This is a genomic window from Draconibacterium sp. (assembly GCF_041583095.1).
GTDB lineage: Bacteria > Bacteroidota > Bacteroidia > Bacteroidales > Prolixibacteraceae > Draconibacterium.
This window is the reverse complement of record NZ_JBFHGM010000028.1, coordinates 1-12,449: the sequence shown is the minus strand read 5'-3', so window position 1 is coordinate 12,449 and position 12,449 is coordinate 1. Positions and strand designations below refer to the sequence as shown.

General features: G+C 39.7%; 9 protein-coding genes. 5 read left to right on the top strand and 4 right to left on the bottom strand.

Annotation, left to right across the window (positions count from 1 at the left end; all coding sequences use genetic code 11):
* Nucleotides 1-301: 301 nt before the first annotated feature.
* The 4 genes from ABZB17_RS04520 to ABZB17_RS04505 all read right to left on the bottom strand — a co-directional run bounded on the left by ABZB17_RS04520 (nt 302) and on the right by ABZB17_RS04505 (nt 6,313).
* Nucleotides 302-1,954, bottom strand: coding sequence for a diphosphate--fructose-6-phosphate 1-phosphotransferase (locus ABZB17_RS04520; protein ID WP_303921161.1), 1,653 nt, complete (start codon nt 1,952-1,954; stop codon nt 302-304).
* A gap of 349 nt (nt 1,955-2,303) precedes the next feature.
* A complete protein-coding gene (locus tag ABZB17_RS04515; RefSeq protein ID WP_372648299.1) occupies nt 2,304-2,807 on the bottom strand; it encodes an N-acetyltransferase family protein in 504 nt (167 codons plus the stop codon).
* Nucleotides 2,808-2,815: 8 nt separating this feature from the next.
* Nucleotides 2,816-3,193: a RidA family protein gene (locus ABZB17_RS04510; RefSeq protein WP_372648298.1), complete on the bottom strand. Its 378-nt coding sequence runs from the start codon at nt 3,191-3,193 to the stop codon at nt 2,816-2,818.
* A gap of 447 nt (nt 3,194-3,640) precedes the next feature.
* Nucleotides 3,641-6,313, bottom strand: coding sequence for a putative LPS assembly protein LptD (locus ABZB17_RS04505; RefSeq protein WP_372648297.1), 2,673 nt, complete (start codon nt 6,311-6,313; stop codon nt 3,641-3,643).
* Between the two features lie 213 nt (nt 6,314-6,526).
* Between ABZB17_RS04505 and ABZB17_RS04500 the strand changes: the two genes are divergently transcribed.
* The 5 genes from ABZB17_RS04500 to ABZB17_RS04480 all read left to right on the top strand — a co-directional run bounded on the left by ABZB17_RS04500 (nt 6,527) and on the right by ABZB17_RS04480 (nt 12,218).
* Nucleotides 6,527-7,699, top strand: coding sequence for an N-acetylmuramoyl-L-alanine amidase (locus ABZB17_RS04500; protein ID WP_372648296.1), 1,173 nt, complete (start codon nt 6,527-6,529; stop codon nt 7,697-7,699).
* A 51-nt stretch (nt 7,700-7,750) separates the two neighbouring features.
* Nucleotides 7,751-9,004, top strand: coding sequence for an MlaD family protein (locus ABZB17_RS04495; RefSeq protein WP_045030078.1), 1,254 nt, complete (start codon nt 7,751-7,753; stop codon nt 9,002-9,004).
* Between the two features lie 287 nt (nt 9,005-9,291).
* Nucleotides 9,292-10,719: a chromosomal replication initiator protein DnaA gene (gene dnaA / locus ABZB17_RS04490; RefSeq protein ID WP_045030080.1), complete on the top strand. Its 1,428-nt coding sequence runs from the start codon at nt 9,292-9,294 to the stop codon at nt 10,717-10,719.
* Nucleotides 10,720-10,758: 39 nt separating this feature from the next.
* Nucleotides 10,759-11,616 carry an EamA family transporter gene (locus ABZB17_RS04485; protein WP_372648295.1) on the top strand — a complete coding sequence of 286 codons (858 nt, stop codon included), beginning with the start codon at nt 10,759-10,761 and terminating at the stop codon, nt 11,614-11,616.
* Nucleotides 11,616-12,218, top strand: a complete 603-nt coding sequence (locus tag ABZB17_RS04480) for a YigZ family protein (protein ID WP_372648294.1) — start codon at nt 11,616-11,618, stop codon at nt 12,216-12,218. Before ABZB17_RS04485 ends, ABZB17_RS04480 begins: the two co-directional genes overlap by 1 nt.
* Nucleotides 12,219-12,449 lie beyond the last annotated feature (231 nt).

Genomic DNA, 12,449 nt, shown 5'->3' with positions numbered 1-12,449 from the left:
ACATTCGCTTAACGGAACATCTAATATAATGAGAATCAACTGACTATGTTTCCTTTTCTCAAATAAATATTTGTATTTACCTGAGATAATTGTTTTCGTGGCGATTTTACATATTTAAATACTAAACGAAAGTAATTAAGATCACTATTCAAAAATTTATAAACGATAAGAATCGTACTATATTTTAACTTTTATTAAGAACCGTTCTAAAACCCTTTTGTTGATGATTGGGGGTCAAATAAAAAAACCTCCCCGATTAACTCAGGGAGGTTTTTAAGATATCGTACTTAAAAGCAGTTGATTAGGCCTGCTCTAATTTTAATGTTTCTGTAGTTTGGTCGCAAACTTCGGTTGGACCGAAATACTGAATAGGACCAGGATAAACGAATTCGGTTCCTGTTGCCCACTCACCACGTTTTGAAACGAAATATTTGTATGGAGCGCCTTCCAACTCAACCAGTGCTTTTTGGATTACCGGTTTCATATGTCCGTGACGTTTTTCCATGTTCATCATCATAGTTACAGGTACACCACCTGCAATCCACTCATCGGCAGGAGCTGTTGTGTTACGTACTGATGCCATGTATCCGGTTCTTCCTTCTGAAATAAGAACAGAGGCAGTGTAACCCAATGAGTAACAGTAGTCGGCATCGAAGTTAGATGGAGCAGCACAACGTCCTTCATAACCAAAGAAGTGGTACTGAGTACCGAATTTTCCGGCAAATTCACCGGCTTCTTTCATTTCATCCAAACGTGTTTTTACCATTTCACCCAGCAGCTTCTCAGTTTCGATTAACGACACCTGAACGTTTCCGTGTGGATCGCGATCTAAAGTTAACTGAGTAGCAATACCTGATGGCAATGAGCTGAATACACTTGAAGAAGTTTCTGAAAGATGCCCGGCCACCCATTCGTTACGGTGACTTTTCTTCAACATTTTAAATTCTTTCTCGCTTTCAGTTCCTTCAGCAAGAAGATCGTTCAATTCCGAGATCAGAACTTTCATTTCAGGAATGAATTCGATCAAACCTTCAGGAATAAGGGCAACACCAAAGTTGTTACCGTCGGCTGCGCGATTGGCAACAATACCAGCCATATAATCTACAACCTCGCCTAAAGTTTGTTTTTTCTCAGCAACTTCTTCTGAAATTAAAGTAATGTTTGGCTGAGTTTTTAAAGCACACTCTAAACCAATGTGCGACGCTGAACGTCCCATCAATTTAATAAAGTGCCAGTATTTTTTTGCTGAATTGGCATCACGTTGAATGTTACCAATCAATTCTGAATATACTTTTGTAGCAGTGTCGAAACCAAACGAAGTCTCGATCATTTCGTTTTTCAGGTCACCATCAATTGTTTTCGGACATCCGATTACCTGAACACCAGAATCGATTTTAGCGTAGTACTCGGCCAATACACAAGCGTTTGTGTTTGAGTCGTCGCCACCAATAATTACCAGCGCGTTAAGGCTAAGATCTTTTGCAATCTCCAAACCTTTATCAAATTGTGCTTCTTCTTCCAGTTTTGTACGGCCCGAACCAATAATATCGAAACCACCGGTGTTACGGTACTCGTCGATAATATCAGCAGTAAGTTCCATGTATTTGTGGTCAACCAATCCACCTGGTCCGCCTAAGAAACCATACAATTTACTATCAGGATGGATATTTTTAATACCATCGAAAATTCCTGAGATTACGTTGTGTCCGCCCGGAGCCTGACCTCCTGAAAGGATTACACCAACATTAACAGGTTGTTTTTCGGCAGCCGCATCAGCAGCTTCGAAGGTAATTAACGGCATTCCGTAAGTATTCGGAAACAGTTCTGCAATTTCTTTTTGGTCGGCAACCGATTCGGTTTTTGCACCCTCAACCAATTTTACATTGCCTTTTAACGATTTAGGCAGCTTAGGCTGATATTTAGCCCTTTCTTTTTGTAATGCGCTAATACTCATGTCTGTTTATTTTTTAGCCGGAAATTGAAAACAACCTTCCGGAACAAAACTTTAACCGATTAACCGGCTTCAGTAATTATTAATTATTGATTTCTAATTTTTTAAGCAGACCAAAAATAAGGGAATTTGCGATGAAAACCTATGTTGAAAAAACAGGATGAACTGATTTAAAGTAAAGTTAAAAGGGAATCAACCAAATCCCTTCAATAATTAGGTTTGAGGCGTTAAAATGTTGATTGTAACGAAATACTGAAGACATACGCCATGGGCTTCAAAGAAAAAAGGATGTCATCTTTTCAGAAAGAAGACATCCTTTTATTCAACTGGTGCAAATCGATAAATTCGTGAATTATAAAGCAAGCAACTTCTGATAAGCCACCACATCAAGTATGCGCCCGAACTTCTCTCCTACCTGTTTAAAATGCCCGCATTTTTCGTAGCCCATTCGCTCGAACAGTTTTACACTGGCTTCGTTTTCGGCAGTAATAATTCCCATTAGTACAACTATCCCAACTTCCAACGCTTTTTGTTCCATCTGGAGCAAAACTTCGCGGCCAATGCCTTTTCCAAAATATTCAGGCTTAAGATAAATGGTTACTTCGGCGGTGCGGTCGTAGGCGGCACGCGGTTTATAGCGCCCCAGGTAACAATATCCGGCTACTTCGTTATCAAAGTAAATCAGGAACGACCTGAAACGGCTATCGCCTATGGGTAAAATGACTTTCAAGTCGGCCTCGCTTACCGAGCCGGTATGAAAGGTAGCTGTTGAATTAGCGATGTAATAATTATAAATGTCTTTAATCAGACCTAAGTCTTTCTCCTTCAGTATTTCGATGCGAAGTGATTTATTCATCTATCAACTTATTTTACGGCTATCGTTTCAATTTCGACCATTACCCCCAGCGGCAGTTCCTTTACAGCAAAAGCAGCTCTTGCCGGTGGAGTCTCGCTGTAATATTTTCCGTAAACTTCGTTCATAGCTTTAAAATTGGCCATATCGCTTAACAGGCATGTCGATTTTACTACGTCGGAAAAAGAATAACCGGCCTCGGATAATATCTCGCCAATGTTTTTCATTACCTGCTCGGTTTGCTCTGTAATTCCGCCTTCAACAACTTTCATGGTTGCCGGATCGAGTGGCACCTGTCCTGAAATATAAAGTGTTCCGTTTACCTCAACAGCCTGGCTGTATGGCCCAATTGCCGCAGGTGCTTTTTCTGTAGCTATAATACGTTTCATCTGATTAAATTTTTGCTGTGAAGATACCAAAAGATGCCCCAATTTTCAAGCCCGGCTATTAACCAATAAAACTTATTAATGGAAAGAAAACAAATGCATATTTTCGATTATTGTTAAATGCGGAAGGGGCCATTTTTATCTAAAAATATATCCTTCCGCACTTAAAAGGCCTTATTTTTTTGTAAAAACATTGCCTTCCGCAGTTAAAGGAGGGCATTTTCTTGTAAAAATGTATCCTTCCGCACTTAGAGGGGGTCATTTTTTTATAAAAACACTGCCTTCCGCACTTGGAAGGGGTCACTTTTTGGTAAAAACACTGCCTTCCGCACTTGGAAGGGGTCATTTTTTGGTAAAAACACTGCCTTCCATATGCGGAAGGATACATTTTTGCGTAAAAACGCTGCCCTCTAACTACAGAAACAAACGTTTTTACAGTGTAATTATCGCTTAGAAATTAAAGTTATCGTAGTGGCTTTGCTGTTTCTGGATTTTCAAATCCTGCAGCATCGACGAAGATGCACTAATGGTAAAACTGTAACTTTTGCGGTAGCCAAAAGGCACAAAGTTAAACGACATATTCCAGCAGTGCAGGTCGCGGTTCAGGCGGAACGAGGTTAATGCAAACTCCCCTTCCTGAATATCGAAGTTGGTCATGGCACTCATTTGCCATTTATTGGTAATACTAATATTTCCGCGTAAACCTAAAGTTTGGGTAACCCGCCCATTCGGATTACTGGCACTGGTTGCGCCGGTATAGTTTAAACTGTAGTCGAAACCAAAATCCCAGGGCATACTAAAATCAAGATAGTCATCAAAAATAGGTGGAAGCACTTCTTCCGGAGGCCCGGGAGTTTCATCCTCATTGTTGCCTTCGTTATTGTCGCCCTTTTTCTTGTCTTTCGAGTTAAAATTCATTCCGAACGAAAGGTTGGCCCGGGTTACACGTCCCAGTTTACCAATACCACTGCGTTCGTTCCAGGCATATTTATGTATACGACTGTAGTTCTCATCCACCATATACGGGTCGACCGTGGTTCCCATATTAATACTTACACCTGCTACGGTAGTACGCGCACGAATAGAAAACGGAGCCAAATTTAATGAGTCGCGAATCAGGTCATACGATGAAGAAATACTCAGGTTGTCAATAATTTTTACCTTCTTGTATTTCTGTTCTTCATCGGTTTTGGTGGAATCGCGCGTATCCAGCTTTTTCATTTCCAGGTTGTTGTTCACCGAGAAATTTATAGATCCCGATTCTCCTCTTCCGGGCGAACCACCATAAATACCTCCTAAATTGGTATCAAAGTAGCGGGTATTTCCTTCATCATCAACCTGTACTTCCTGCCAGTATCCGTAATGCTCCTTGCCAAAATCGGGGCGGTAACTAAACGATACCGAAGGTGTCATTTTGTGGCGAATCCGCTGTATTTTGGAATTCGGATTTCGTGGTGCATAAAAACCATAAATATTGGTTGATGCGCTTATACTGTATGAATAATCGTAAACACGGTTTAGTCCGGTAATTGTATCGATCTGAACATTATCGGGAATGCCTGAAGGATTGTCGGGAAACTCACCTTCTTCAACATAGTTGTAGTTGTATTTTTTAAAGTACCATTTTTCGTTATAACTAATGCCCGGGCTAAAATTAACGGTACCTAAATTAAAACTGGGGAACGATATGGGCAGGTTATGGCGAATACCGTTTTTCCAGTCGGTAGCAAACGAACTGCTAAGTATTTCGCTTTCCTTGGCATTTATCGAGTTTCTGAAGTTAGCGGTATAGTTAATACCAAATTTTTCGTAGAACTTCACCGATCCGCTACGGTTCTTTTGCCTGAGCGGATAAATTTTTGCCATGTTAAAGGTCATTTCGGGCAACGACAACGACATGGTGCTGTCCTTGGTATTTTGCGAATGACGCAGGTTCATCGAAAAATTAAAGGGTGTATTCTCAAATTTTCGTGAATACGAAATACTCGACGATTTTGTGGTCGTCAGGTAATCGTTCATGTTGTAGGCATTTTGTTTATCGTAGCCACTCGACGAAACGTTCACACTTGCCGAGAATGTTTGGTTAGGATTGGCTTTTGCATCCTGCGAGTGCGACCACAAAATTTTATACTGTGTGCCTACCGAGTAATTATCCAAACCTTGCTCACCATATTTGTTTTTGGCATATTCAAAACCAAAATTACCGCCAAACTTGTAACGTTTTTTGTAATTCGTTTTCATACGTGCCCCCCACGAACCACGCGAATAAATATCTCCCTGAACCGCCAAATCGAAATATTCGCTTGCTGCCCAGTAATATCCTCCGTCGCGCAGAAAGAATCCACGGTTTTGCTCCTCACCGTATTTTGGAATTAATATACCCGACGAATAAGTTGGCGAATTGGGGAAATAGCCAAACGGAATAATGGGGAAATACAATGGGAAATCCTCTAAAACCATGTAGGCCGGTCCGGTAATAATCTTTTCGTTCGATATAACCTTGGCTTTTGTAAGGTGCAAATAAAAGTGTGGATGATCGGCATCGCAGGTGGTATATTTGGCATCCTTGGTAATAAACACTTCTTCGCCAATCTTTTTGGTACGGTCGCTGTGAATAAAACCTTCGCCCTGTGCCGAAACAACTTTAGTAATAAACGCCTTTTCGGTTTCGAAATTATAGCGCATCGTTTCCGACTCGTATTCTTCTGAACCTTGCCGGAACATCGGTTTTTGCGTCATCTCTCCCACCGAATCAAGCACTCCTTCGGCATAAATTTCCTTGGTTTCCAAATCCAGTTCAATATAATACGCCTCCAGTTCAATATTTTGGTAAGTAACTTTTGCCTGGTTATATAAATACACCTTTTGCCCATCGAGCGAAACAATCATCGAGTCGGTGGCTGCATAATCAATGGGCGCATCAATTACCGGCTTTTCTTCTTTTACCATTCCCATGGTGTCAATACCGGTACTATCGATTAAAATGGTATCCTGCGCGCTGATATACTCCGACAAAATGGAATCGGGAACCTGCTGTTGCGGAGCCACACTAATGGTTGGTTCCTGAGCTAAAATCAAAAATGGAGCTACCAGGAATAAATATGTAATGATTATTTTATACAAAATGTTTTCTGCGTTTCAAAATCTACTTGGCTGCACAAAAATATAAATATGGCGTATACTAAAGTGCTATAAAATGTAAAATAATGCTAATATTTCTATTTTTACGTTTATAAGCCGTAAGCGGGGCAAAGCAAATAAATAAAATGATACCGAACAAATACTAATACTCCGCTCTTATATGTTTATATATAAAAATACAGATCAGATATTTACATGACACAACAAGGTTTAAAATTACTTCTGTTCATTTGTAGCGTTTGTTTTGCCGTACAATCTTTTTCAGCAAATCTTTTTTCGGCTGAAAACCAAAAAGAAGGCATTTCGGTAGTGGTAATCGACCCCGGACATGGGGGCCGAGACCTTGGCGCGTCGTTTGGTAACGTACTTGAAAAAAACATTGTATTGGATATTGCCCTAAAACTGGGAACAACAATAAAAGAAAACTACCCCGATGTAAAAGTGGTTTACACACGCACCACCGATGTTTTTATACCATTATATAAACGGGCCGAAATTGCCAATAAAAACGAGGCCGATCTTTTTATATCGATCCATGTGAATGCGGTTGGTGCCCGAAGTGTGCAGGGAACCGAAACTTTTGTTCTGGGGCTTCACCGAAACGACGACAACCTTGAAGTAGCCAAAAAGGAAAATGCTGTAATTCTGCTGGAAGACGACTACAACACTACTTACGAAGGATTTGACCCGAATTTGCCCGAATCGTACATCATGTTTGAAACCATGCAGGAAGAGTTCCAGGGACAAAGTGTAATGTTGGCATCGAGTATCCAGAGTGAATTTCGCGATTATGCCAAACGGATCGATCGCAGCGTAAAAATGGCAGGTTTTCTGGTTTTACGCGAAACAACCATGCCCAGCGTGTTAATCGAAACCGGTTTTATCAGTCATAACGGCGAGCGGCAATACCTTAGCAGCGAAGCCGGAAGAACACGACTTGCCTATGCCATTTTCAGGGCTTTCCGCGAATATAAATCCGCTATCGAACAACGCAGCAGTTTTCATTTGGTAACAGAAACCGAGGTGCAGCCAGTAAACATTCAAAGTTCCGGTTCAGCCCCCTCAGAACTGCCATTGGCTCAATCCGGAAGTCAGGCTCCTAAACAAAAAACTGATGATATATTTTATACGGTACAAATAATGGCCTTAACACGAAAAATGGAAGCTACACCAGCCAATTTTAAGGGCGAACAAAATATCTTTCGGGTAGAAGGACAAAACCTCAACCGCTACTTTTCGGGTAACTTTAAAACAATTGAAGAAGCCGAGCAGGAACAACGCCGAATAAGCCCGAAATACCCCAACGCTTTTGTGGTTGCTTTCAAAAATAATAAGTTAATTTCGGTAAAAAAGGTATCAGAGCAGTGATTAATCCCTCGGGAATTGGCTACTTTTACATTAAAATCTTATTTTTCCGCCATGAAGAATGCAAAGTACACCAAACTTGGAATTTTAATCGTCTTTTCATTTGCCGTACTCATTTGGGGTTTAAGCTATTTGAAAGGCAACGACATATTTAAACAAAACGACTATTACCATGTGTATTACAACCGTATTGACGGGCTGGTAAAATCAAACGATGTAACACTCAACGGCTATAAGGTTGGACAGGTTACCGAAATACAATTTGCGCCAGACAACTCCGGGCGGCTGATTGTAACTTTCTCCGTTAATTCTTCATTCAAAATTCCGGTAAAATCAACCGCACGTATTATTAGCAGTGATATTATGGGAACACGTTCGATCGAAATTGTGTACAGTGGCGAAAGCGAATTGTATGAATCGAACGATACTATTCAGGGATCGATTGAAGCAGGACTCAAAGACCAGGTAAGCATGCAGGTACTTCCGCTAAAAAATAAAGCAGAAGAATTGCTGAGTACTGTTGATTCGGCCATTACTGTGCTTACCATTATTTTTAATGAAGATGCACGCGAAAACCTCACCACCAGTTTTGCCAAAATAAACCAAACTGTTGAAAACATTGAAGCAACAACTGCCGACCTCCAGGAGATAATGGCCTCGGAAAAAGGAAATGTAAAAAATATTGTTTCGAATATTGAAGAGCTAACCTCCACTTTTAAAAATAATGCAGCCGAATTTGAGGCCACCATACAAAACCTGAATCGATTTTCAGACACGCTGGCCAATGTTTCAGTTACTCCTGTTTTAAATAATCTGGCCAACGCATCGGCAGAAATTGAAAATATACTGGAGAAACTGAACAGCGATGATAATTCAGCCGGCCTGTTGCTTAACGACGATGAATTATACCAGTCGATAAATACACTTTCGGAGAATATGGGTTTCCTTATCGGCGATATTCAGCAAAATCCCAAACGTTACCTCCAGGTTTCGGCATTCGATTTTGGCAAAGAAGTTTATATTAATACCAAAGACGATGCTTCGTCGAAAGATATTGTATTTAAAGTTCACCTGCTTTCAACCAAAACACAATTGGGTACTGACGCTGAAATTTTTGAAGAAATCGATGATGTGGAAGAATTCACAACAGGGAATGTTTATAACTATTTAACCGGTGCAACAAGTAAGTACAGCGAGATAGAAGAAATCTATCAAAATTTACGTTTACAATTTCCCGAATCGAGTATCGTTGCCTTTAAAAACGGCCAACTTATCAAGCTTAAAAAGGCTTTGAAACAGATACGGTAATTAACCGGCGATTGTTGATAGCTATTAACCCGAAAAAGCAACCCTACCAGACCCCACCAGCTATATAGTTATCGTTCAATCACTTAAAAATAAACCGCTGATTTTTAAACACTTATAAATATTTCAGAAAATTAAAATTTTAAATACCTGACTTATAACCAACTATGACAAAAGTTATTTTTCCAATAGAATTATGATTTTTTTTTTAACTTTTTTTTCGCAACTTTTGTTCTCGGAATACCACTAGGGAAATTTTTTTGTAGAACCTCATTATCCAGCAATTGTAAATGAACAACGAATACAGATCTGCATGGGAAAAATGCCTCAACGTTATTAAAGATAACGTTCCTAGCAGCAGTTTTAAAACCTGGTTTGAACCGATAGAACCGGTTAAATTGGAAAATAAAGTATTAACAATTCAGGTGCCAAGTGCCTTCTTTTACGAGTACCTTGAAGAACAGTTTATCGACATTCTTCGCAAGACACTTCGTATGGTTTTGGGTAACGGAGCCAAATTGGAATATAACGTTGTTTTAAGCAATAAAAACAGTAATGAACCGTATACTGTTAGTTATCCAACGAATAACAACAACAAAATTCAAAATAAACCACTTACTGTGCCATTAAAAGCGGAGGAAAAAGCAACAATAAAAAATCCATTTATAATTCCGGGGATCCAGAAATTACAGATCGACCCGCAATTAAAACCGGACAATACTTTCGAAAATTTTGTAGAAGGTGATTGTAACCGACTGGCACGCAGTGCTGGTTTTGCCGTTGCTCAAAATCCGGGAGGAACAGCTTTTAATCCTTTAATGATTTACGGTAACTCAGGTTTGGGGAAGACTCACTTGTCGCAGGCTATTGGTATCCAGGTAAAAGAAAATTTTCCCGACAAAGTGGTTTTGTATGTAAACGCAAATAAATTTCAAACGCAATTTACCGAGGCAACGCGTAATAATAACCGAAACGACTTTTTACATTTCTACCAAATGGTTGATGTGTTGATTCTTGACGATGTGCACGAATTTGCAGGAAAAGAAAAAACACAAGAAACATTCTTCCACATTTTCAACCACTTGCACCAAATGGGTAAGCAGCTGATTTTAACATCAGATAAACCGCCTATTGAATTGAAAGGAATGGAACAGAGACTCTTGTCGCGTTTTAAGTGGGGACTGACTGCTGATTTGCAAACACCCGACTTTGAAACTCGTATGGAAATTCTGCGTCGTAAAATTTATAAAGACGGCATTACTCTTTCGGATGAAGTATTGGAATATATTGCGTCGCACGTAACCAATAATGTTCGCGAGCTGGAAGGTGCATTGGTTTCATTGCTGGCACAGTCGATGTTGAACAAGCGCGAAATAACGCTTGAACTGGCTGCCAAGTTGATTAACAAACTGGTTAAAAACTCAAAACGCGAACTTTCTATCGAGTACATTTCAAAAGTAGTTTGCGACTATTTCAGCATGCCGGTTGATGCACTGCAAACCAAAACAAGAAAACGCGAAATCGTTCAGGCACGGCAAATTGCCATGTATTTCTCGAAAAGTTTAACGAAATACTCGCTGGCAAGTATCGGGGCACAAATTGGAAGTAAAGACCACGCTACGGTACTCCACGCTTGCAAAACTGTAAACAACCTGAAGGATACGGATAAGAATTTCCGACAGTTTGTTGAAGACATAGAAAAGAAACTAAAAATGTAATACCGGCAGGCTTTTAAGCCTGCCTTTTTTTTTGCCCGTATGATATATCTGATACTGTGCATCCTTTCATCATCAATGATCTATGTGATTTTCAGAGTTGCAAAAAATTACAATTGTAAACTTCAATCGCTGATTACGATAAACTATTTGGCTGCCGGTTTACTGGGCATTCTTTTATTTCAACCTTTTGCTGATGGCAATACTCCGGCTGCACTACCCCATTGGATGCCTTTCGCCGTAATCCTCGGGATTCTTTTTATTGCCATGTTTTACCTGATTGGTTACAGCTCGCAAAAAGCTGGGATTACCGTAACAACATTGGCCAATAAACTATCGCTGGTTTTCCCGGTAACATTCTCACTGATCTATTTTAACGAACAGCTTTCATCTTTAAAAGCTATCGGAATTGTTACGGCCATAATTGCCATTGGATTAACGGTTTATAAAAAAGAGATCAACCGAACAAACCTTATTTATATTGTTTTGCCGCTGTTTCTCTTTTTAGGAAGTGGACTAATCGATTCGATTGTGAAATACGTTCAGGCTGTAAAAATATCGGAAAGTGAAACATCATTATATACCATTCTCGTGTTTATCGTTGCCTTTATATGTGGAGTTATTGTATCCGTTATCACCAAAACGTACCGCCAGCGTTTAAACCCTGCAACGCTTATTTTCGGAACACTTTTGGGTGTGGTGAATTTTGGCTCACTGTATTTTATTATAAAGGCATTAAATAAATCAGGGTTGGAAAGTTCGTTGGTTTTCGCCTTGAATAACATGGCAATTGTAGCATTTACAGCCATTTTAGGCAACCTTCTTTTTAAAGAACGGCTGAATAAAATTAACTTTGCGGGTGTTGTTTTAGCACTTATCAGTTTATATTTCATGTTGTAATGGACGATCAATATAAAACCATAGAAACACCAAGTACCGGCTACTTTAAAGACAAAGGCAGCAAATTTTACTCGTATGCCTATCCCTTAAAAGATGAAGAGGAAGTAAAGGATTTGGTTGCCGCATTAAAAAAAGAACATCATAGTGCACGCCATCACTGTTATGCCTGGCGACTGGGCACCGAAGAAATTCGTACCCGTGCCAACGACGATGGCGAACCTTCATCAACGGCAGGGAAACCCATTTTAGGGCAATTGCAAAGCTATGAAGTAACCAATATTCTGGTAGTGGTAGTTCGATATTTTGGCGGTACACTGCTTGGCGTTAGCGGCCTTATCAATGCCTATCGGGAGGCTACGGTTGAAGCACTGAACAATGCCGAAATTATATCAAAACTTATTGAAATTCAGTATGAACTTAAATTTGAATATGCCATGCTGAATACCGTAATGAATAAACTAAAACAGGATAATTACGATATTGTAACAACTGATTTTCAAGAAAGCTGCCGGCTGATTTTTAAAACACGAAAATCAGAGGATGAAAGGGCTTTCCAATCGTTTAGCGAGATCTACGGGGTAGAAATAAAAAGGCTGGATTAGCATTTTATGTGTTAATAAAATGCTGATAAGTACGTCACACTATTTTTGACAAACGTTAACTAACACTGTATTTTTGAACTATGATGCTACGCGTGATATTCCACTCTAATTCTCTTGAGCGAGGCACTAAAAAACGCTTTGAGAAGGTTTCTTTTTCCCATCGCTGCATCAGACGATTTTTAAAAGCAATCGTATTTTTCTATAAAAAAGGTTCTACTTTTTTAGCAATTA

Coding starts and splice junctions, on each gene's coding strand:
- ABZB17_RS04520 (WP_303921161.1), bottom strand. CDS start 1,954: ATGAGTATTAGCGCATTACAAAAAGAAAGGGCTAAATATCAGCCTAAG.
- ABZB17_RS04515 (WP_372648299.1), bottom strand. CDS start 2,807: ATGAATAAATCACTTCGCATCGAAATACTGAAGGAGAAAGACTTAGGT.
- ABZB17_RS04510 (WP_372648298.1), bottom strand. CDS start 3,193: ATGAAACGTATTATAGCTACAGAAAAAGCACCTGCGGCAATTGGGCCA.
- ABZB17_RS04500 (WP_372648296.1), top strand. CDS start 6,527: ATGACACAACAAGGTTTAAAATTACTTCTGTTCATTTGTAGCGTTTGT.
- ABZB17_RS04495 (WP_045030078.1), top strand. CDS start 7,751: ATGAAGAATGCAAAGTACACCAAACTTGGAATTTTAATCGTCTTTTCA.
- dnaA (WP_045030080.1), top strand. CDS start 9,292: ATGAACAACGAATACAGATCTGCATGGGAAAAATGCCTCAACGTTATT.
- ABZB17_RS04485 (WP_372648295.1), top strand. CDS start 10,759: ATGATATATCTGATACTGTGCATCCTTTCATCATCAATGATCTATGTG.
- ABZB17_RS04480 (WP_372648294.1), top strand. CDS start 11,616: ATGGACGATCAATATAAAACCATAGAAACACCAAGTACCGGCTACTTT.